General features: G+C 66.4%; 20 protein-coding genes, 1 tRNA gene and 1 other RNA gene. 7 read left to right on the top strand and 15 right to left on the bottom strand.

What is annotated here, in order from left to right; genetic code table 11:
* The first annotated feature begins 7 nt into the window (after positions 1 to 7).
* On the top strand, positions 8 to 871 hold the full coding sequence (locus AiwAL_RS14510; RefSeq protein ID WP_262312911.1) for a DMT family transporter: 864 nt from the start codon (positions 8 to 10) through the stop codon (positions 869 to 871).
* On the opposite strand, the gene AiwAL_RS14515 is transcribed toward AiwAL_RS14510, so the two are convergent.
* Positions 857 to 1213, bottom strand: coding sequence for a CsbD family protein (locus AiwAL_RS14515; RefSeq protein WP_262312912.1), 357 nt, complete (start codon positions 1211 to 1213; stop codon positions 857 to 859). The two genes, AiwAL_RS14510 and AiwAL_RS14515, sit on opposite strands and share 15 nt — an antisense overlap.
* A 248-nt stretch (positions 1214 to 1461) precedes the next feature.
* Between AiwAL_RS14515 and AiwAL_RS14520 the strand changes: the two genes are divergently transcribed.
* Positions 1462 to 3078: an APC family permease gene (locus AiwAL_RS14520; protein ID WP_262312913.1), complete on the top strand. Its 1617-nt coding sequence runs from the start codon at positions 1462 to 1464 to the stop codon at positions 3076 to 3078.
* A gap of 54 nt (positions 3079 to 3132) precedes the next feature.
* Here the strand turns inward: AiwAL_RS14520 and AiwAL_RS14525 are convergent, their stop codons facing one another.
* The 7 genes from AiwAL_RS14525 to AiwAL_RS14555 all read right to left on the bottom strand — a co-directional run bounded on the left by AiwAL_RS14525 (position 3133) and on the right by AiwAL_RS14555 (position 12101).
* Complete coding sequence (locus AiwAL_RS14525) at positions 3133 to 3489, bottom strand: gamma-butyrobetaine hydroxylase-like domain-containing protein (protein WP_235705802.1); 357 nt, start codon at positions 3487 to 3489, stop codon at positions 3133 to 3135.
* Complete coding sequence (locus AiwAL_RS14530) at positions 3486 to 3671, bottom strand: Trm112 family protein (protein WP_235705801.1); 186 nt, start codon at positions 3669 to 3671, stop codon at positions 3486 to 3488. The genes AiwAL_RS14525 and AiwAL_RS14530 overlap by 4 nt, the downstream gene beginning before the upstream one ends.
* 30 nt (positions 3672 to 3701) lie before the next feature.
* Positions 3702 to 3778 (bottom strand) — tRNA-Arg (locus AiwAL_RS14535).
* 52 nt (positions 3779 to 3830) lie between these two features.
* Positions 3831 to 6272 (bottom strand): DNA topoisomerase (ATP-hydrolyzing) subunit B, encoded by a 2442-nt coding sequence (gene gyrB, locus AiwAL_RS14540; RefSeq protein ID WP_235705800.1) that lies wholly within the window; start codon positions 6270 to 6272, stop codon positions 3831 to 3833.
* 62 nt (positions 6273 to 6334) lie between these two features.
* On the bottom strand, positions 6335 to 7699 hold the full coding sequence (locus AiwAL_RS14545; protein ID WP_262312914.1) for an efflux transporter outer membrane subunit: 1365 nt from the start codon (positions 7697 to 7699) through the stop codon (positions 6335 to 6337).
* Positions 7700 to 7962: 263 nt separating this feature from the next.
* Positions 7963 to 10995 carry an efflux RND transporter permease subunit gene (locus AiwAL_RS14550; protein WP_235705798.1) on the bottom strand — a complete coding sequence of 1011 codons (3033 nt, stop codon included), beginning with the start codon at positions 10993 to 10995 and terminating at the stop codon, positions 7963 to 7965.
* Positions 10992 to 12101: an efflux RND transporter periplasmic adaptor subunit gene (locus tag AiwAL_RS14555; protein ID WP_262312915.1), complete on the bottom strand. Its 1110-nt coding sequence runs from the start codon at positions 12099 to 12101 to the stop codon at positions 10992 to 10994. The genes AiwAL_RS14550 and AiwAL_RS14555 overlap by 4 nt, the downstream gene beginning before the upstream one ends.
* 71 nt (positions 12102 to 12172) lie before the next feature.
* On the opposite strand from AiwAL_RS14555, the gene AiwAL_RS14560 reads away from it, so the two are divergent.
* A complete protein-coding gene (locus tag AiwAL_RS14560) occupies positions 12173 to 12319 on the top strand; it encodes a hypothetical protein (RefSeq protein ID WP_235705796.1) in 147 nt (48 codons plus the stop codon).
* Positions 12320 to 12418: 99 nt separating this feature from the next.
* Positions 12419 to 13351, top strand: coding sequence for a cation diffusion facilitator family transporter (locus tag AiwAL_RS14565; protein ID WP_235705795.1), 933 nt, complete (start codon positions 12419 to 12421; stop codon positions 13349 to 13351).
* Between the two features lie 28 nt (positions 13352 to 13379).
* On the opposite strand, the gene rnpB is transcribed toward AiwAL_RS14565, so the two are convergent.
* The 5 genes from rnpB to lexA form a co-directional block, all read right to left on the bottom strand.
* Positions 13380 to 13771: RNase P RNA component class A (gene rnpB / locus AiwAL_RS14570), an RNA gene on the bottom strand.
* A gap of 98 nt (positions 13772 to 13869) precedes the next feature.
* Positions 13870 to 14073 carry a hypothetical protein gene (locus AiwAL_RS14575; protein WP_235705794.1) on the bottom strand — a complete coding sequence of 68 codons (204 nt, stop codon included), beginning with the start codon at positions 14071 to 14073 and terminating at the stop codon, positions 13870 to 13872.
* A gap of 33 nt (positions 14074 to 14106) precedes the next feature.
* The gene (locus AiwAL_RS14580; protein WP_262312916.1) at positions 14107 to 14778 is read right to left on the bottom strand and encodes an N-acetylmuramoyl-L-alanine amidase; all 672 of its coding nucleotides are present in this window, start codon (positions 14776 to 14778) and stop codon (positions 14107 to 14109) included.
* A complete protein-coding gene (locus tag AiwAL_RS14585; protein ID WP_235705792.1) occupies positions 14775 to 15548 on the bottom strand; it encodes a TerB family tellurite resistance protein in 774 nt (257 codons plus the stop codon). The genes AiwAL_RS14580 and AiwAL_RS14585 overlap by 4 nt, the downstream gene beginning before the upstream one ends.
* 56 nt (positions 15549 to 15604) lie before the next feature.
* Entirely contained in the window at positions 15605 to 16309 is a 705-nt protein-coding gene (gene lexA / locus AiwAL_RS14590; protein WP_235705791.1) for a transcriptional repressor LexA, read from the bottom strand.
* A 126-nt stretch (positions 16310 to 16435) separates the two neighbouring features.
* On the opposite strand from lexA, the gene pdxY reads away from it, so the two are divergent.
* Positions 16436 to 17347 (top strand): pyridoxal kinase, encoded by a 912-nt coding sequence (gene pdxY, locus AiwAL_RS14595; protein WP_235705790.1) that lies wholly within the window; start codon positions 16436 to 16438, stop codon positions 17345 to 17347.
* A 79-nt stretch (positions 17348 to 17426) separates the two neighbouring features.
* Positions 17427 to 17867 carry a CBS domain-containing protein gene (locus tag AiwAL_RS14600; protein WP_235705789.1) on the top strand — a complete coding sequence of 147 codons (441 nt, stop codon included), beginning with the start codon at positions 17427 to 17429 and terminating at the stop codon, positions 17865 to 17867.
* 12 nt (positions 17868 to 17879) lie between these two features.
* On the opposite strand, the gene AiwAL_RS14605 is transcribed toward AiwAL_RS14600, so the two are convergent.
* Both AiwAL_RS14605 and AiwAL_RS14610 read right to left on the bottom strand, forming a co-directional pair.
* The gene (locus tag AiwAL_RS14605) at positions 17880 to 18167 is read right to left on the bottom strand and encodes a hypothetical protein (RefSeq protein WP_235705788.1); all 288 of its coding nucleotides are present in this window, start codon (positions 18165 to 18167) and stop codon (positions 17880 to 17882) included.
* Positions 18168 to 18325: 158 nt separating this feature from the next.
* Positions 18326 to 18844: a hypothetical protein gene (locus AiwAL_RS14610; protein WP_262312917.1), complete on the bottom strand. Its 519-nt coding sequence runs from the start codon at positions 18842 to 18844 to the stop codon at positions 18326 to 18328.
* A gap of 166 nt (positions 18845 to 19010) precedes the next feature.
* Between AiwAL_RS14610 and AiwAL_RS14615 the strand changes: the two genes are divergently transcribed.
* Positions 19011 to 19321, top strand: a 311-nt coding sequence (locus AiwAL_RS14615) for an N-acetylmuramoyl-L-alanine amidase (protein WP_262312918.1), incomplete at its 3' end; no start/stop codon positions are given.

Raw genomic sequence — 19321 nt, forward strand, 5'->3', positions numbered from 1 at the left:
GTCCATAATGTTGTTCGCCTCCGGCGAACTGGCACTGTCCATGATGATGGTCGGCGCCAATGTGGTGATCCTGAAGATCCTCGCGGACCACCTGCCGATCTTTGTCATTCTCACGCTGCGCACCGGATTTGCCGCCCTGCTGCTCGCCCCGTTTGCGCGCCTGCCGCGCGTGCCGCATCGGCGTATTTTCGGCAATCTGCTGCTTCAGGCGGCGTTCGGCACGCTCGCCTATAACGCATTCCTGCTCGCCGGCCTTGCGCGCACCGGGGCGGTGCAGGCGGGGCTGGTACTTGCAACCCTGCCCGCGGTCATCGCGCTGGGTGCGGCGTTTCTGCTCCGCGAGCATCTCGCGCCCCGGCACTGGTTTGCGGTCGGTCTCGCGGCGGTGGGAATGGCGGCGCTGGCGCGCGGTGGCGGCGGATTCAGCCTGCTCGGCGACGCGCTGGTGTTCTGCGCGGTTTGCGGCGAAGCGACCTATGCGCTGCTCGCCCGCCGCGCGGCAGGCGCCTTGCCGGTGTTGCAGGCGACCTTCTGGATGCAGGCGGCGAGCGCCGTGCTATCCGCCCCGTTTGCCGTCGCGCAGATCCAAAATGTGCGACTGACGCCATTCGTGTTCGGCCTACTCGTGATTCACAGCCTGACCGCGAGCGTGTTCGCGGTTCTGCTGTGGTATCACGGCATGAAGCGGGTGCCGGCGGGCCTGGCCGGCGCCTTCACCGCGCTGCTGCCAGCCACCGCCGCGCTGTGCGGCATTCTGATTCTCGGCGAAGTGTTTACCCGCGGCGACTTGCTTGGCTTCGCGGCGCTGCTGGTCTCGATGCTGCTGATCCTGTGGGCGCGCCCGCGATCGGTGCGATCACCGGCGGCGTGAGCCGCCATGGATCAGGAGGGCCAGGGCATAACCGGCGGCGGCGGTGCCAAGCATGGCCAGCACCGGCTGCGCCCTGACGAATTCGTTGAATTTTTCGCTAACTCTCTCGGCGGTGCCGGTCATATCGTCAACGGCCGTTGCGTGACCCAGCGCATCCCGCGCCGTATCAACCGCGGCACCGATGCTATCCTTGGCGGCGCCATAGAATTTTTGCGCCTTACCGGCGATCTGGTCGGCTTTGCCCTCGGCCTGCAGCTCCTCGTCGCCCGCCAGACCGCCCACGGCGTCCTTGATCTTGCCGGCGGCATCCTTGGCGGTCCCTTTGATTTCGTCTTCGTTCATCGCGATCTCCTCGTTGGCAGAGCCGGTTCGGCAATTCGAGACATGGCGTGCCGCATTGCGGAAACAAGCGGAAATGTCAGCGGCGCCGTTTCCCTGCGATCCGTGCCCGTCGCCGGCCCCCGCCGCCCCCGAAGGCCGTGGAAAATGCTTGTATAGGGAACTTAATCACATGCCCGTCATTTAATCTCTTTCCAACCGCATTAAAATTGCATTAGGCTTCCGCCACAAAACCAACAGGGGAGTTTCTAATGGCTGAAGGATCTGGACCCAGACTACGACGCGATGCCGGCATTATCGGGCTGCTGTTCGCGAGCCTCGGCGGCATCATCGGATCGGGCTGGCTGCTCGGCCCGCTCGCCGCCGCGAAAATCGCCGGCCCCTCAGCGATCCTCGCCTGGGGTATCGGCGGCATCGCGGTTCTGCTGCTCTCCTTCGTCTATGCCGAACTCGCCACCGCGTTCCCGCGCGCCGGCGCGGTGATCGCCTTTCCGAAACTCTCGCACGGCAGCCTGCTCGCCGTCATTCTCAGTTTCGTGGTGTTCCTCGGCTATGCCTCGGTGCCGCCGGCCGAAGCCTCGGCGGTGATCACCTACGCGAGCAACTATATCCCCGGCCTTATCAACAAAGCTGGTGTGCTGACCGCCAAGGGCTTCCTGGCCTCGGCGATCCTGCTGGCGATCTTTGCCTTCATCAACACGCTCGCGATCAAGCTGGTTCTGGCGATCAATAGCGGATTGACCTGGTGGAAACTGGCGATCCCGATCCTGACCATCCTGGTTTTCGTCATCGTCGGCTTCCACGCCAGCAATTTCTCCTCCCACGGCTTCGCGCCGGGCGGCACCTCCGGCGTGTTCTCGGCGGTGGCGACCTCGGGGATCGTGTTCTCCTATCTCGGTTTCCGCCAGGCGGTGGAACTCGCGGGCGAATCGAGCAATCCGAAACGCAACCTGCCGATCGCGATCGTCGGCTCGGTGGTAATCGGGTTCATCGTCTATTGCGGTTTGCAGATCGCCATGATCGGCGCGCTTCACCCGTCCGACCTCGCGAACGGCTGGGCCAAGGTGACGTTCGTGGGCGCGTTCGGTCCGTTCGCCGGGCTTGCCTCGCTGATCGGCATGGGCTGGCTCGCGGTGCTGCTCTATATCGACGCCTTCATCTCGCCCTCGGGCACCGGCATCATCTATTTCACCACCACCGCCCGCGTCCTGTTCGCCACCGGCAAGGAAGGGCTGGTCGGCGGCAAGACCTTCGCCCGCCTGTCGGTCGCGGGGGTGCCGATCGTCGGCGTCATCGTCACCTTCTTCGTCGGCCTGCTGTTCCTGGCACCGTTCCCCTCCTGGCAGGGCATCGTCACCTTCATCTCCTCAGCCACCGTGCTGTCCTACGGCACCGGCCCGGTCGTGCTGCTGACCCTGCGCAAGACCATGCCGGTCGAGCGCTACAAGCGGCCCTATCTGCTCGCCGGTGGCACGGCCATCTCCTACATCGCCTTCATCATCTCGAACTTCATCATCTTCTGGAGCGGCGCTTCGACCGACAATTTCCTGTTCGAACTGATCCTCGGCTTCTCGATCATCTATATCGGGTATGAAGCGATCGCCGGGGTCGGGCTGAGGAACCTGCACTGGCGCGGCGCGTGGTGGCTGGCGCCGTATTTCTTCGGCATGTGGCTGATCACCTATCTCGGGCCGAAAGCGCTGACCGGCGGCACCGACACCCTCAACCAGATCACCGCCTCGATCATCCTGATCGTGTTCAGCGTGGTGATCCTGCTCATCGCGATGAACTCCGGCATTCCCGATCCCGAGGAAGCCAAGGCGACCATCCTCGCCGGCGAACCGGAACTCTACGGCATCGCTGAATAACCGCCGCACAGAACGAACAACGGGCAGGGGTATCGCCCCTGCCTGTTGTTCGAATTACCGGCTGAGGCCGGCCGCTTCGATTGCTTTCAGATAGGCCGCCCAGCGATACTCGCGTTCGCGGCCGAGCCGGTGCAGATAGTCCCAGGAATAGATGCCGGTCGAATGCCCGTCGTCGAAGACGATGCGGATCGCGTAATGCCCGGTCGGCTCCAGCGCGGTGATTCCGACACCGCTTTTGCCGGCGACCAGTTGACGTTGCTCCGGGCTGTGGCCCTGCACCTCGGCGCTGGGGCTTTCGATCCGCAGATATTCCGCCGGAAGGACAAACCGGGATCCGTCGGCAAAGTCGATCTCCAGAACGCGCTCGGCGCGTTTCAGGCGGATTTCGGTGGGTTCCACCGGAGCGGTCATGTCTCGATCGTGCGGGCTTCGTCGATCAGCATGATCGGGATACCGTCGCGAATCGGAAACGCCAGTCCAGCCTTCTCGCTGATCAGTTCGCCGGCCGCACGGTCGTAGATCAGCGGTCCTTTGGTGAGCGGGCAGACCAGCACTTCCAGCAATTTCGGATCGACCGGAGCCGGATCGGCCATGGCGCGCATCCTTCGCGACGTGTGGGACCGTGGCGCGCCCGAAGAGACTCGAACTCCTAACCCCCAGATTCGTAGTCTGGTGCTCTATCCAATTGAGCTACGGGCGCGCTGTGGGCGGGGAATTAGCGGATGAACGCCGATCCCGCAAGTCCGGGAAATTCACACGTCGAGGTTGGCGACCTTGAGCGCGTTGCCCACGATGAATTCGCGGCGCGGCTCGACCACATCGCCCATCAGGGTCGAGAAAATCTGGTCGCTCTCCTCGGCGTCGTCGATACGCACCTGAAGCAGGCGGCGGGTGCTGGGATCGAGCGTGGTCTGCCAGAGCTGGTCCGGGTTCATCTCGCCCAGACCCTTGAAGCGCTGGATCGAGAGCCCTTTGCGGCCGATCGCGAACAGCGACTCGATCAGGCTCGCCGGCCCCTGCATCGGTCGTTCGGCCTCGCCCTGGCGCAGCATCGGCGGAGTACCGAACCGTGCAGCGAGCCGGTCCGCCCGTTCCGCGAGCCAGCGCGCCTCGGCGGACCGAAGGGCCGCGAGACCAAGCACGAAACGCTCGGCAACGCCGCGCACCGTGCGTCCGATGGTGATGCCGTGCGCATCGACGGCGACCATCCAGCCGCGCTCGGTCGGCGCCGAAATCGCGTCGAGCCGGGCGGCAAGTGTGGGCGCCCGATCGGCCGTGCGTTCCGGCTCGGTACCCAGCAGCCCGGCGATCGCCGCCTGTTCGACATAAGCGACAGGCATGTCCCGTGCCATATCAGCGATCCGATGCGCCGCCTCGCGCAGGAACGGCAGTTCGGCGGCGAGGTCCATGCCGTCGATCCGCGCCTCGGCGAGCGCGCGGTCGAGCAGATAGGCCTCCATCGCCTCGTCGTCCTTGAGGTAGCGCTCCTCGTTGCCGCGCTTGGCACGATACAGCGGCGGCTGGGCGATGTAGAGATGCCCGCGCTCGATCAGGTCGCGCATCTGGCGGAAGAAGAAGGTGAGCAGCAGCGTGCGGATATGCGACCCGTCGACATCGGCGTCGGTCATGATGACGATGCGATGATAGCGCAGCTTGCCGATGTCGAACCCGCCCTGGTCGGGATCGGTGGGGCCGATACCGGTGCCGAGGGCGGTGATCAGCGTGCCGATTTCGGCACTGCCCAGCATCCGGTCGAACCGCGCTCGCTCGACGTTTAGAATCTTACCCTTCAGCGGCAAAATCGCCTGGGTCTTGCGGTCGCGGCCCTGTTTCGCCGAACCGCCCGCCGAATCGCCCTCGACGATGAAAATCTCGCTCTTCGCCGGGTCGCGCTCCTGGCAATCGGCGAGCTTGCCGGGCAGGGTCGAGACATCGAGCACACCCTTGCGGCGGGTCAGTTCGCGCGCCTTGCGCGCCGCCTCGCGCGCCGAAGCCGCATCCATCACCTTCTGGACGATCAGCTTGCCTTCCTTGGGATGCGTCTCGAACCAGTGCTCCAGCGCGTCCGCCACGGCGGCCTGCACGATCGGCTGAACCTCGGAGGACACCAGCTTGTCCTTGGTCTGCGAGGAAAATTTCGGGTCGGGCACCTTGACCGACAAAACCGCGGTCAGACCCTCGCGCATATCCTCGCCGCTGAGCGACAGATTGTCCTTCTTAGTGGTCGTCTCGGCATATTTCGACACCACCCTGGTCAGGGCGGAACGGAAACCGGCGAGATGCGTGCCGCCGTCGCGCTGCACGATGTTGTTGGTGAAGCACAGCATCGTCTCGTGATAAGTCTCGTTCCAGGCAAGCGCGAACTCGACCCGGATGCCGCCGGCCGCATCGGTCTTGTAGTCGGTGATCGGCGGATTGAAGATCGGCGTTTTCGCGCGATCCAGCCAGTTGGCGAATTCCACCAGTCCGCCCTTGTAGCAGAAATTCGCCTCCTGCACCGGGGTATGGCGCTCGTCGCGCAGGCTGATCGCCAGCCCGGAATTGAGAAACGCCAATTCCCGGAGTCGGCGCTCGAACACGCCGAAATCGAACTCGGTGCGGGTGAAGGTCTCCGCCGAGGGCTTGAACATCACCTCGGTGCCGGTCGGGTGATCGACCTCGCCAGCCACGCGCAGCGGCGCGACCGCCTCGCCATTCTGAAAGCGAATGAAATGCTCGCGTCCCTCGCGCCAGATCCGCACCTCCATCCATTCGGACAGCGCATTCACCACCGCCGCCCCCACGCCGTGCAGACCGCCGGAAACCTTGTAGGAATTCTGGTTGAATTTTCCGCCCGCGTGTAGCTTGGTGAGCACGACTTCGGCGGCGGAGACGCCTTCCTCGGCATGGATGTCCGTCGGAATGCCGCGTCCATTGTCGGTCACGGTCATCGAACCATCGCCGTTCAGCACAACATCGACCCGGTCGGCGAAGCCCGCTTGCGCTTCATCGACCGCATTGTCGATGATCTCGAACCCCATGTGATGCAGGCCGGACCCGTCATCGGTATCGCCGATATACATGCCGGGCCGCTTGCGCACCGCATCGAGCCCGCGCAGCACGCTGATCGAGGCGGCATCGTAAGCGGAATCCGGCTCGGACGGTGCGGCATCCTCGATTTTGGGCAGGGCGGACGAGGCAGTGTTTTGGGTCATGCCGGATAAGCGCTCCAAAGATGGGGAAACGCCTTTCTTATAGCCGAAAACCGGGAAAATTCCTAATCGTAGGGGTGGGTTTCGCCAGCCAGGGCGGCACGCAAGGCGGCAATGTCGAGCAGGCGCTGGGTGGCCGCCCCGACGGCGGTGAGCTGCGCCTGCCGCCAGGTGATCTCGGCGCCCAGAACCGTGTTGTAATCGGCAGCACCCAGGCGGAATTGCTGGCGCGCGAGCCGATAGGCCGAGTCGGCGGTGGCCGCCGCCGCCCGGCTTTCGCGCACCGAGGCGCGGTCGTCCTCGACATGGCGCAACCCGTCGGCAACCTGCCGGAACGCGGTCAGCACCGTACCGCGATAGGTCGCGAGCGCATTGGCAAGCGCCGCCTGCGCCGCGCGCTCGTGGGCGTGCAGCACCCCGCCGTCGAACACCGGCGCGAGCAGCGATCCGGCCAGGGTCCACAGGGTCGAGCCGGGCTGGAACAGCGTGTTGAACGTCTCGGCGCCATAGCCGCCCTGCGCCGACAAAGTGAGGTTGGGATAGAGCGCCGCCACTGCCTGACCCACCGCCGCGTGATCGGCCGAAACCAGCGCCCGCGCCGCCACGATGTCCGGCCGCCCGGCGACCAGAACCGACGGCACCGCGACCGGCGGATCGGGCGGCAGCGCGAAATCGGCGAGCCGGAACCGCCCGCCGGAAAATTCCGCCGGCGGCGTTCCGGTCAGCACCGCCAGCGCATGACGCTCCGCGCTCGCCTGACCCAGCAGCGCCGGCAGCGCCGCCAGGGTCGCCTGATACTGGGCGCGCTGCTGCAATACCGGCAGACGCGCGATCGCCCCGGCCGTATACTCGCCGGACAGCAATTTCAGCAGCCGCTTCTCGCTCGCCGCAATCGCCTCGTCGGTGCGGATCTGCGCGTCCAACCCCGCCTCGGTGATCGCCGCGATCACGATATTGTCGGCCAAGGTCAGCCGCGCCGCCGCCGCCGTCGCGCGCTGATACGCGGTCAGCGCCGCGCCGTTGCGAAATGCGTAATGCCGCGCGCCGAACAAGCCGGGATTGTAGGTGATGGTGCCGGTCAACTGATAAATCGTGAAAGCCGGAAAACCGAACGGCACCGAGGAATATTTCTGGCGCGTCGCCGTCGGGTTCAGCCCCGCCTGCGGCAGAAACGCCCCGTTCGCCGCCGCCGCATTGGCGCGCGCTTCGGCCACCAGCGCATTCGCCGCCGCGATCGTCGGGCTGCACCGCTCACCCTCGGCAACCAGCCGGTCCAGCGCCGGATCGCCGAACCCACGCCACCACGCCGCCGTCAGCACCATACCCGCCGGAACCTCGCCCCGCACATATCCCGCCGGCGCCGCACCCGTCACCACCGGCTTGATCGGCACCGCACAGCCGGCGAGTGCCGCGCCGCAGCCGACAACCACGCCAAGCCGACCCAAAAGTCGCGGGGTTTCACCCCGCACCCCATCAAGGGGCTTTGCCCCCTGAACCCCCACTAAGGGCTTAGCCCTTAGAACCGATTTGCGTCGACTTATGGCAGGCGGGGCCAATGCGCATTCCGAGCAACCGCCAGCCCCGCCTGCCATAAGTCGATATAAGGGATTCCAAAGGCTCAGCCTTTGGCGGAGTCCAGAGGCAGCGCCTCTGGCGGGGTCTGGGGTGGAGCCCCAGGGCTTGCGATCGGTTGTCATGGATTGCCGGCAGTGGCGGGCGCTGTGCGTCCGTGCAGGAGGCAATACATGGCGGGGACGGCGAACAGCGACAGGACGAAGCCTGATGCCATGCCGGTGGCGAGGATGGCGCCGATATCGTAGCGGATGACCGCCTGGGGTCCGTTGGCGAGCATCAGCGGGACAGCGCCGCCGACCAAAGCTAGGGTGATCATCAGGATGGGGCGGAAGCGCAGGCGCGCGGCCTCCCAGGCGGCTTCGGCGATGGTGTGGCCGCCGCGCGCGCGTTCGTGGGCGACCTGGACGAACAATATGCCCTGCCGCGCGATCAGCCCCCAGACCGCGAGCAGCGCGATTTCGGTGACGATATTGAGGGTCGCGCCGCCGACGGCGACCAGCGCGAGCGGCCCGAGGCTTGCGAGCGGCACGGTGGTGATCACCACGAAGGGGTCACGCAGGGAGCGAAACTGGCCGGCGAGCAGAAAGAACAGGCCGGCGAAGCCCATCAGGAACAGCAGATTGTTCTCGCGTTGCGACCGGCGGAAGGTGGCGGACGGCCCGGCATAGCCGAAGGACAGGCCGAGCGGGTGCTGGCTGACAAAGGCGCCGTGCAGGGTGGCGAGCGCATCGGACAGCGACACGCCGAGCTTCGGTTCGCCCTGGATGGTCACGGTGGGCAGACCCTGCCACGAGCCGATCGCATTGGGCCGCTGGCGCAGGCCGATGCGCGTGACATCGGCGAGCGGGATCAGGGTGCCCTTGGCGTTGCGCACGGCATAGGTGCCGATGCCGGCGGCCGACAGGGTGCGCGGTCCGGTCGGGATCACATCGAGCGTGGTGTGGCCGAGGCTGACATGGCCGACGGTCGCGCCCGACAGCGAATCGGCGAGGGCGCCGCCAATCGAGGCGGCCGGGATACCGATCGCGGCGGCGAGACGCCGGCGAATCGAGATCGCGTATTGCGGCTGGCTGGCTCCGGGCGAGGCTTGCAGGAAGTCGAATTTTCCGCTCGCATAGCCCGCGTCGATCACTTTCTGCGCCAGGCCGAGCAGATGCCCGTAGCTTTTCTGGCCGGAAATCAGCACGTCGATCGGCAAGCCGTTCAGTCCCGGCAGGCCGTTATTTTCGGTGACATAGGCTTTCACGCCGGGCAGCTTGCCGAGTGCTGCGCCGAGAATTCTGGTCGCGCGCAGCGCCTGGTCCGGCGTGTCGAACGTATAGCCGCCGAACAGCCCGTGATAATTCTCGTCGGCGACCATCCAGTCGGGCTCGCCCGGTTCCAGCCGGTCCAGCACCGCCTGGATCGCGCGGTATTGTCCCTCGAGATAGGTGATCGACGAGCCGTAGGGGCCGGGGGCGAAAATATTGACCGAGAGTCCGTCGGCCGCCGGGGTGAGGTTGCGCGGCGCGCGGGCGTAGAGAAATCCGCTGAAGCCGGCGAGGATTGCGGCGATGGCGACGATCAGGGCCGGATGGGCGAGGGTGGGCTTGAGCAGCCGGACATAAATGTCGCGCAGTCGGTCGATCGGACCAGTATGGCCTTCGCGGGTCGAGTGCCGGCCGGCCCAGAGCGCGATCAGCGGCACCACGGTCAGCGCGATCGCGAGCGAGAACAGGAAGGCGGTGATCAGCACGGTGGCGAACGGGCGGAACAGCGCGGCGGTGAGCCCCCGCAGAAACACCAGCGGCAGGAACGCGACCACCAGTGTCGAGGAAATCGCCGCCAGAACCGGGGCCAGCCGCGTCACGCTCGCCGATGCGGCATCAAGCGGCGTTTCGCCCTCGTTGATCCGGCGGAAAATGTCCTCCACCACGACGATCGCGTCGTCCACCACCAGCCCCACCGCGAGCACCAGCGCGATGATGGTGAACAGATTGAGGCTCTGATCGAGCAGGTGCATCACGATCGCGGTGCCGAGCAGCGACAGGATGATCGCCAGGAACGGCGCGGCGGCGGCGCGCATGGTGCCCAGCGACAGCCGCACGATCAGCGCGACAAGCGCGATGGTGATCAGCAGGGTGAAGCCGAGATCGCGCAGGCTGCGCAGGATGCTGATCGACTGGTCGTAGATCAGCGACAGTTTCAGCCCCGGCGGCGTGGTGGTGCGGATCTGGGTCAGCACCCGGCGGAAATCGCGCGATACCTGGATGATGTTGCCGCCGGGCGCCACGCCCGCCGCGAGATAGACCGATTTGCGCCCGGCCCACCAGTTCTCGAACGTGTCGGATGGCGGGCCGAGCGCCACAACCGCGACCGCCGAGAGCGGAATGGTCACGCCCGAGCGGGTGACGATCGGAATCCGCCGGAAATCGCCGATCGTGGCGAGGCCCGGCCGCGCCTCGACCGGGATGACGCCGGCCGCGTTGCGCAGACTGCCCGCCGCCGAGAGGCTCGCGTTGCTCGCGAGGGCGGCGGCGATTTCGCCCGGCGTGATCCCCAAGGCCGTCATCCGCGCCGGATTCATCGAAACCCGGATCGCCGGGGAGGGTGCGAACACATGCACCGGGCCGATATCGGGCACGGTTTCCAGGCGCGGGATCACGTCGGTTTTCAGATAGCGGGTAACGGCGGTCTCCGAGATCCCCGGCGCGAACAGGGCGGCGACGTTGAGTTCCTGATTGGCGCTGGACCGCCCGATCAGCGCGACCTGCGGCAGCCGCGCGGCGCTCGGCAGATCGTTGCGCGCGGCGTTCACCGCCGAAAGCACTTCGGCAAACACCGTGTTGGGATCGACGCCGCCGCCGAGGAAGGCCCGGATTTTGGAAACCCCTTCGCGCGAGGTGCCGGTGACGTAGGCCACGCCGTTCACCGAAGCGACGCTCGCCTCGGTGGGAATCGTCACGAAACGGTTGACCACGGCGGCGGACGCGCCGGGATAGCGGGTTTCGATCTTGATCCGATTGGCCGGAATCGGCGGACTCGGCCGGATCGGCAGGGTCAGCAGCGAAATCGCGCCGAACAGCATCAGGGCCGCGACGCCCAGCCCGACCAGGATCGGGTGGCGCAGCAGTTTCGCCCAGGGGCTCGAACGCTCCTCGGGCGCGGTCATGATTGGCCGCCCGGCTCCGCCGCACGTCCCGGTTTCGCCGCGCGGCTGGCCTGAACCGGCGCCGCCGGTCCGATCGGCGTGATCGTTTCGCCGTCGTGCAGTTTGAACCCGCCGATCGCCACCACGGCGCCGAGCGCCGGCAGCCCCTTCGCCGCGACCGTCGCGACCGCGCCCTGGGTCGAAAGCACATGAACATAGACGGCGTGAACCACCGACGCCTTGCCCTTGCGATCGACCGCATAGACGAAGCTGCCGAGCGGGCCGTAATCGATCGATGTCGCGGGCAGCCTGAGCGCCGCCACCGGCGTGCCGGTCGCGATGCTCACCACGCCGAAGGCGCCGGGCAGCAGCGCGTCCGAGGTGTTGGCGATCCGCCCCTCGACCATGCGCGCGCGGGTCTTGCCGTTCAGCGCGGGGCTGAGGGCGGTGATCCGCCCGTCATGGTCGAGTCCGCCGCCGACCGGCATGGCGAACCGGAATCCATCGCCGGGCGCGATCCCGTCCAACTCGGTTTCCGGCACGGCGAACAGCACGCGCAGCGGACGGATCTGGGTGATGGTGGTGATCGTCGCGCCCAGCGCCACGTAATCGCCGGAAGAAACCCGCCTGATCCCGAGCACACCGGCGAAGGGCGCGCGGATCGTGCGGCGGTCGGCGCGTGCGGTGTCCAGCGCAAGCTGCGCCCGCGCCTCGGCAAGCGCTGCCCGATCGGTTTCGAGTTGCGCTTCGGAGACGCCGGCAATCGCGCGCAGTTTGCGGTCGCGCGCCAGCGTGCGGCCGGCCTCGTCGCGCTTGGCGCGGTCGAGCGCGACCTGCGCCTGTTCCACCGCATCGTCCATGCGGAGCAGAACGGCGTCCTTGACGACGTGCTCGCCCGAATGAAACAGCACCGCGCGCACCACACCGGCGCGCTGTGCGGCGAGCGTTGCCGATTTCATCGCCGCGATCTGCCCGGAAACCTCGATGGTCGTGCGATATTGCGTGGCTCGCGGCACAGCGACCGGCATACGCGGCACCGCCTGCGCATAGGCGCAAGAAACCACCGCCGGCATCAGGACGATGAGCAGAATGCGGATGCGCGATCGGACCGGAATACGGCCCAACATGAAATCCCCCCTTTGGTGCCCTGCCCTGAAGATCGTTGCTTGAACTTCAGGAATAAGCAGGCCACCGAACAATGAACGACCGTCCCGTCCAGGCGATGCCGCACCGCAAATCGCAGGCACGGTCGCCGAACCGTGTCGTGTCGCGCAAAAACAAGGTTTTGGCAAAACCGCCGATGCAATGGAACGAAATTGTGCATGGAAGATTTCGTATGGAATGACACAAATTCTTACCCGGCATTAAATAGCGTTTTATTGCGCAGGCAAATTTATCGATCATCGGATCGATTCGGCTTAGTATAGCCGAAGCAGGAGTTTTCATGGCGCACGACCACGACCATCATCATCACGACCATGGCCACGATCACGGCCATAGCCATGCGCCGGCGCGCTTCGGCCGCGCCTTCGCCGTCGGCACCACCCTGAACGCCGGTTTCGTGATCGCCGAGGTGATTGCCGGGATCGCCGCTCATTCGATGGCGCTGATCGCCGATGCCGGCCATAATCTGGGCGACGTGCTCGGCCTGCTGATGGCCTGGGCCGCCGCCGCGTTGGCCCGCCGCGCGCCGTCGGCGCGGTATTCCTACGGACTCGGCCGCGGCACGATTCTGGCAGCACTGGTCAATGCGGTGATCCTGCTCGTCTCGGTGGGAGCGATCGCGGTCGAGGCGGTCCGCCGGCTGGTCGCGCCGGAGCCGGTCGGCACGCTCATCGTCATGATCGTCGCCGCCGCCGGCATCGTCATCAACGGATCGACCGCTCTGCTGTTCGCCTCGGGCCGCAAGGGCGATCTCAACATCCGCGCCGCGTTCCAGCATATGGCCTATGACGCGCTGGTCTCGCTCGGCGTGGTGATCGCGGGTGCGGCGATTCTCCTCACTGGCTGGGAACGGCTCGACCCGCTTGCAAGCCTCGCCATCGCGGGGGTGATCGTGGCCGGCACCTGGGGATTGCTGCGGGAATCGGCTGGGCTCGCGATGGATGCAGTGCCGCGCGGCATCACCCCGGAGGCGGTGCGGGATTACGTGCTGGCGCTGCCCGAAGTCGAAGCGGTGCACGATCTGCATATCTGGCCGATGAGCACCACGGAAACCGCGCTCACCCTGCATCTGGTCACGCCCGCCGGCCATCCGGGCGATGGATTCGTCGCGCGCCTCGCCGAGGCGCTGCATGATCGGTTCGGCATCGATCATACGACGGTCCAGATCGAACTCGATGCGGCGGTCTGTAATCTGGCGTGCGATCACGCGTAGACGGCGATGGTTCTGCTCTCGAAAAACAAGTGCCAGACGGTCTGTAAGCCGGGTTCTGTCCACATCCGAGGATGCTGGACGGCCATTCCTCTGGGACGCGCATCGCTGCGCGCCTCGCGCGACCAACCCGGATGACGGGGCGGAAACGCCCTCGCGGCCATGATGCTCACGCCGCCGGTCATCCCTATTCGGTCTTGCTCCCGGTGGGGTTTACCCTGCCGCCCCCGTTACCGGAGGCGCGGTGCGCTCTTACCGCACCGTTTCACCCTTGCCCGCGGGCCGAAGCGCGCGGGCGGTTTGTTTTCTGTGGCACTGTCCCTGGGGTCGCCCCCGCCGGCCGTTAGCCGGCACCGTGTTTCCGTGGAGCCCGGACTTTCCTCTGCCCCGGTTGCCCGGAACAGCGGCCGTCCAACCGTCTGGCTCAGTCTTCTTCGACGATCGAATAGGGCGGGTCAATGGGTACGTCGAATACCCCGGCCGCCTCGCTCACCCCAGACCTCGCTTACCGCCCAAGGTGCTTATCGATCCAGGCTGATCCTGATCGGCTCGGATTTGCCGGTAACGGTGATGGTGTGATCCTCGGTCGCTTCCCGGCTGACCACCTGAGCCAGAGCCAGCGCCTTACGGATCACCGCCGCATTGGTCTTGACCCCGAACGTGCCGCGCAACTCCAAGATGGCATTGGCGGTCCGTTCATCGACATCGAAACTGGTAACCGCCATGGCACTCTCCTTCGTCCAGAATCTATATAGTTTTTATATAAAAACACAAGCCGCTTCCACCAATTCCCGGATCGCCGCCGCCCGGCCGGCGGTTTCGGCGTCGGCGATGCCATCGACCCGCGCGGGCCGGAAACGCCGTTGAAATGCCGCAACCACGACAGCAGGGTCGAGCGACATATCATAGCCGATCGCCGCCAGATCGGCCATGAGATCGCCCGGCGCGGCAACCTCGCCGGTCCAGAACCCCACCCCCTGCTCCGCCAGCCAGGACCACGGGAAAAGCTCGCCGGGGTCCTGCTTACGGTCGGGTGCGATGTCGGAATGCGCCACCACATTGCGCGGCGGGATCGGGTTGCGCGCGAGAATCGCGCGGCACAGCGATGCGACCGCCGCCATCTGCGCGGCAGGAAACCGCCGATAGCCGAATTCATGGCCGGGATTGACGATCTCGATGCCGACCGAGCGGTCGTTCAGCGCCCGCGCGCCGCGCCAGAAACTCACCCCGGCGTGCCAGGCGCGGCGGTTTTCGGGGACCAGCGCATGGATCGTGCCGTCCTCCGCCACCACGTAATGCGCCGAAACTTTCGCGGCGGGATCGCACAGCCGGGCAATCGCCGCTTCGGCGCTTTGCATCCCGGTATAATGCAGCACGAGATGGTCGATCGGCGCGTTGCCGGGTCGCGCATCCTGATTGGGCGACGTCATAAACCCCGCTCGCGCTTGATCCGGTCATAGGCGGCGTTGATCCGTGCCACACGCTCGGTCGCCCGTGCCGCGAATTCCGGCGGCACGCCCCGCGCGGCGAGCTGGTCCGGGTGATTTTCCCGCATGAGCTGCTTCCAATGGGCGCGAATTGCCGCGTTCGGCGCGTTCGCCGCGATACCGAGCACGGCGTACGGATCTTCCTCGACCTGCGCATGGCCCGACGGGTTGGCGGCGCGGGCGCGCGCGGCGGCGTCGAGCCCGAAGATCGCGCCGATCCGGGTCAGCATATCGGTCTCGCGGGGATTGATCGACGCATCGGCGCGGGCGATGGCGAACAGCGCGCCGAGCACCTGTTCGAGTATCACCAGATTATCGGCGAAACTCTCGGCCAACTGCCTTGCATAGGGCTCGAATCCGGCAGCGTCGTCGCGCGCCTGATCGAACAACCTGCCGATCATCGGCACCGCCGCGTCCTCGATGCGGAACTGGCGCTTGAATGCATCGATCTCGGCGCGGTTCACCGCCCCGTCGCATTTGGCGAGCTTGGCGGCGAGCACCGTCACGCCGATCGCGAACACCTGCTCGCGCCGGCCGAGCAAAGCGGCGATGCGCGCGGAATCGAGCGGCAGGGCCCGGCCGATGCGCGCGCCGAACGCGCCGAGATCGCCGCTATCGGCGGCATGGCCGAGTGCGGCGCCCGCGATCGCGCCGACCGGCCCGCCAAACGCGAAGCCGGCAACGCCGCCGATGATCTTGCCCCAAACCGCCATTCGGCGAATATCGTGCCGGGGCGTCGCCCGGTCAAAGGGACGGTCTGCCCCGCCCCTCAGTAGCGGCGCATCAAAGCGACCAGCCGCCCCTGCACCTTGACCCGTTCGGCCGGGAAAATCCGCGTTTCGTGGCGCGTATTGGCGGGTTCGAGGGCGATGGAATTGCCGCGCCGGCGCAGCCGCTTCAGGGTCACTTCGTTGTCATCGACCAGTGCCACCACGATCTGCCCGTTCTCGGCGGTCTCGCCCTTGCGGATGATCGCGGTATCCCCCTCCAGAATGCCGGCGTCGATCATCGAATCGCCGACTACTTCGAGCGCATAGTGATCGCCGGAGCCGATGAAGGCGATCGGCACTTCGATTTCGGCGTTGGTCTCGCGCAGCGCCTCGATCGGCTGGCCGGCGGCAATCCGGCCATAGAGCGGCAAAGACACGGCGGCCGCCTCGCCTGCCGCGCGGGCACCCTGAAACCGCGCCGAGAAATCGCCCCGGATCACGTTGGGGGTGAAACGGGTTTCCTCCGGCCGCTCGGCGGCGGGCAGCAGGTCGGCCGGCAGGCGAACCACCTCCAGCGCGCGCGCGCGATGCTTGTGCCGGCGCAGGAAGCCGCGCTCCTCGAGTGCGCCGATCAGCCGGTGGATACCGGATTTCGACTTGAGGTCGAGCCCCTCCTTCATCTCCTCGAAGCTCGGCGAACAGCCGGTCCGGCGCAAATGCTGGTCGATGAAGATCAGCAATTCGTGTTGCTTGCGAGTCAGCATCCGGTCTCTCCACCTGCCGGCGCTCGCGCGCCGGAATGTCGCGCTTTGGAACAAAGCGCTAACATCGCGTTCTAGAGAGTGTTTCCGCGCCGCGTCAAGAGGCTTTCTGGCGTCCTCAAGCGCGAGGTGGACGCAAACGCCCACCTTGCCAGCCAGGCCCGCGCCGCGCCATCTGACCCGATGGCGATTCTTTCGATCCAATCCCAGGTGCTCACCGGCGCGGTCGGCAATTCGGCCGCCGGCTTCATCCTCGCGCGGCTCGGCCACGAGGTCTGGCCGTTGCCCACCGTGCTGCTGTCCCATCATCCGGGCCATGGCGGCGCGGAAGGCGGCCCGGTGAAACCGGCCCGGCTCGCGGCACTGATCGAGGGATTGGCCAGGCGCGGCGCATTCGCGCGCTGCGAAGCGGTGATGTCCGGCTATCTCGGCGCCGAGGCCGCGGTGCCGGTGGTGCTCGATGCGGTCGCCCGCGCCCGCGCCGCGAATCCCACGGCGCTCTATGCCTGCGATCCGGTGATCGGCGATGCCGGCCGCGCCTATGTGCCTGAGCCGTTGATCGCGGCGTTCCGCCACCGGCTCATCCCGCAGGCGGGTCTCGCCTTTCCCAACCCGTTCGAACTTGAAGTGCTGACCGGCACCGCACCGCGCAGCCGTTCGGCGGCATTCGAGGCGATGGACGCGCTCGGCCCGCCGGTCGTGGTGCTGACCGGCTTCGCCGGCGCGGAGACCCCGCCCGGCGCGCTCGACATCCTGCTCCGTGCCGGCGGCATCCGGCGATGCGCGACGGTGCCGCACCTGGAGCGGCATTTTCCGGGCGCCGGCGACGCCTTCGCGGCGCTGTTCATCGCGCGTTTCCTCGTGGACCGAAACCCGCGCGCGGCATTGGAATCGGCGGTCGCCGCGCAACGCGCCCTGCTTGAAGCGACCATGCGGTCGAACTCGGACGAACTCGCCATTATCGCCGCGCAGGAGCTATGGGTCGCGGCAGCTTGTGAAACGGAACCGCAAAAACCCGACCGTGATGCGCAATTTCGTTGATTTCTTTCGCGCCGGGCCCATAATTTCATAAAACCGCATATCGCGCCGGCTTTGGCCGCATCCGCTCTCGGAGACGACGATGACCACCATGGCTGCACTGCTGAAACGCAAACCGGCGGCTTTGATTTCCGTGCCGCCGGACTCGAAAATCCGCGAGGTCGTCGCGGTGCTTGCGGAAAGGCGGATCGGCGCAGTCGTCGTCCAGTCCGCCGACAACGATCTGCTCGGTATCCTGTCCGAACGCGACGTGGTGCGCAGCCTCGCCGCCAACGGCACGGCGACGCTTGACATGGCCACCAGCCAGTTGATGACGCGCGCGCCGACCACGGCCACCTTGGCCACCACGATCTTCGAGGCCGAAACGCTGATGACCGATGGACGGTTCCGCCATCTGCCGGTCGTCGAAGACGGCAAGCTGATGGGCGTGGTCAGCATTGGCGACGTAGTGAAAAGCCTGATCGAGGAGCAGACCCAGCAAGTCCGCAGCCTGCGCGACTACGTGACCGGCGCGCCGGCCTGACCCTGAAATCCGTTACTGGCTGGCCGAACCGCTCGACGGCATGTTGACCTTGGGCGGTGGACCCAGATTGACCTGCTGCGGCGTCGTTTGCGATCCGGCGACCGCACCGCCCACCGCGCCGATTCCGGCACCGGCCAGCGCGCCGATCGGACCGCCGACCGCACCGACCGCGGCACCCGCGGCCGCGCCCCCGGCAGCTCCGCCCTGAGCGCGCTCCGGCTGTTTGGTTCCGCAGGCGGCGAGCGCCAACGCAAGGCCGACAGCGAGGGAAGCAACGATCGTCGCCTGTCTGAATTTCATAGTCGGCTCCTTCCTGAATGACAGCCTGTCGCCGGCTCGGTGCGACAGAACCATTGATGGAACGAGATGGTGGTCATCGCGTCCGGCCGGATCAAGCCGCCGCGGTCTCAACATGGATGAAGTTTATGGCGCCGATCATGCGACGGCGTCGCCGTCGCTCAGCTCGACGGCGACGCCGCAGGCGGCGCCAAAGGCTGTGCCTGGACGCCTTGCTGCCCATAACCCGTCTGGCCTTGGCCGGCGGCGGGCGTGAGCGGCTGCGGCTGGCCGTAGCCCGATTGGGCCGGATAACCGGATGAGGACGCGGAACCGGCCTGGGACTGCCGCGTTTGATATTGTTTGATCTGGCTGCGCAGCCCGTTCTGGTTCGATGGCGTGCTGCCGTTTGGAGCGGTTGCCGGATTGCCGCCGGACGCCCAGGGCGGATTGCCGAGATCGATCTGTTTCGGCGTGGTGTTCGCCGCCGTCAGCGCGCCGATGCCGCCGCCGACCGCCCCGCCGATCAGAACCCCGATCGGACCGCCGATCAGCCCGAACGAAGCGCCTGTGGCAGCACCCCCGGCAGTGCCGCCGCCCATGCGGTTCGGCGCGTCGCTACCGCATCCGGCGAGCAGAACGCCCGTTGCCAGCAGCAGACAAGCCGATCGCCCATAGCCCGTCCATCCCTGTCGCATCATGGTTGCCTCCTCGGCGAGGTATGCCCCCCTTATAGGGCCAAATTGTGGTAACACAAAGTTTTTCAGCCGATTATCGCATTATCTCGATATCTTGTGTTAACCGTGATTTATGCGCGTGCACCGCGACATCGACAGAAGAGCCGTCTTCTTCGGAATACTGGGCGGCATGCTGGCCACAATGCCGGCAGCCCGCGCGGCACCGATGCCGCCGCCGCTGGTGATGATCGATCCCGGTCATGGCGGCAAAGACCCCGGCTGCACCGGCCCGGATGGCGTTCACGAAAAGACGATCACCTTGCTGGTCGGCCTCGACTTGCGACAGGCTTTGCTCGCGAGCAGAAAATTCCGCGTCGCCATGACTCGGATGCGCGACGTGTTCGTTTCACTCGCCGACCGGGTCGCCATGGCCGAGCGTGCCCAGGCCGACGCTTTCGTCTCGCTGCATTGCAACCACCTGCCGGACCCGGCCCTGCGCGG

Origin of the sequence: Acidiphilium sp. AL (genome assembly GCF_025499445.1) — a bacterium.
GTDB lineage: Bacteria > Pseudomonadota > Alphaproteobacteria > Acetobacterales > Acetobacteraceae > Acidiphilium > Acidiphilium iwatense.

What these genes read in the sequence shown, in the direction of transcription:
- AiwAL_RS14510 (WP_262312911.1), top strand. Translation starts at nt 8, where the DNA reads ATGTTGTTCGCCTCCGGCGAACTGGCACTGTCCATGATGATGGTCGGC.
- AiwAL_RS14515 (WP_262312912.1), bottom strand. Translation starts at nt 1,213, where the DNA reads ATGAACGAAGACGAAATCAAAGGGACCGCCAAGGATGCCGCCGGCAAG.
- AiwAL_RS14520 (WP_262312913.1), top strand. Translation starts at nt 1,462, where the DNA reads ATGGCTGAAGGATCTGGACCCAGACTACGACGCGATGCCGGCATTATC.
- AiwAL_RS14525 (WP_235705802.1), bottom strand. Translation starts at nt 3,489, where the DNA reads ATGACCGCTCCGGTGGAACCCACCGAAATCCGCCTGAAACGCGCCGAG.
- AiwAL_RS14530 (WP_235705801.1), bottom strand. Translation starts at nt 3,671, where the DNA reads ATGGCCGATCCGGCTCCGGTCGATCCGAAATTGCTGGAAGTGCTGGTC.
- gyrB (WP_235705800.1), bottom strand. Translation starts at nt 6,272, where the DNA reads ATGACCCAAAACACTGCCTCGTCCGCCCTGCCCAAAATCGAGGATGCC.
- AiwAL_RS14550 (WP_235705798.1), bottom strand. Translation starts at nt 10,995, where the DNA reads ATGACCGCGCCCGAGGAGCGTTCGAGCCCCTGGGCGAAACTGCTGCGC.
- AiwAL_RS14555 (WP_262312915.1), bottom strand. Translation starts at nt 12,101, where the DNA reads ATGTTGGGCCGTATTCCGGTCCGATCGCGCATCCGCATTCTGCTCATC.
- AiwAL_RS14560 (WP_235705796.1), top strand. Translation starts at nt 12,173, where the DNA reads ATGAACGACCGTCCCGTCCAGGCGATGCCGCACCGCAAATCGCAGGCA.
- AiwAL_RS14565 (WP_235705795.1), top strand. Translation starts at nt 12,419, where the DNA reads ATGGCGCACGACCACGACCATCATCATCACGACCATGGCCACGATCAC.
- AiwAL_RS14575 (WP_235705794.1), bottom strand. Translation starts at nt 14,073, where the DNA reads ATGGCGGTTACCAGTTTCGATGTCGATGAACGGACCGCCAATGCCATC.
- AiwAL_RS14580 (WP_262312916.1), bottom strand. Translation starts at nt 14,778, where the DNA reads ATGACGTCGCCCAATCAGGATGCGCGACCCGGCAACGCGCCGATCGAC.
- AiwAL_RS14585 (WP_235705792.1), bottom strand. Translation starts at nt 15,548, where the DNA reads ATGGCGGTTTGGGGCAAGATCATCGGCGGCGTTGCCGGCTTCGCGTTT.
- lexA (WP_235705791.1), bottom strand. Translation starts at nt 16,309, where the DNA reads ATGCTGACTCGCAAGCAACACGAATTGCTGATCTTCATCGACCAGCAT.
- AiwAL_RS14600 (WP_235705789.1), top strand. Translation starts at nt 17,427, where the DNA reads ATGACCACCATGGCTGCACTGCTGAAACGCAAACCGGCGGCTTTGATT.
- AiwAL_RS14605 (WP_235705788.1), bottom strand. Translation starts at nt 18,167, where the DNA reads ATGAAATTCAGACAGGCGACGATCGTTGCTTCCCTCGCTGTCGGCCTT.
- AiwAL_RS14610 (WP_262312917.1), bottom strand. Translation starts at nt 18,844, where the DNA reads ATGATGCGACAGGGATGGACGGGCTATGGGCGATCGGCTTGTCTGCTG.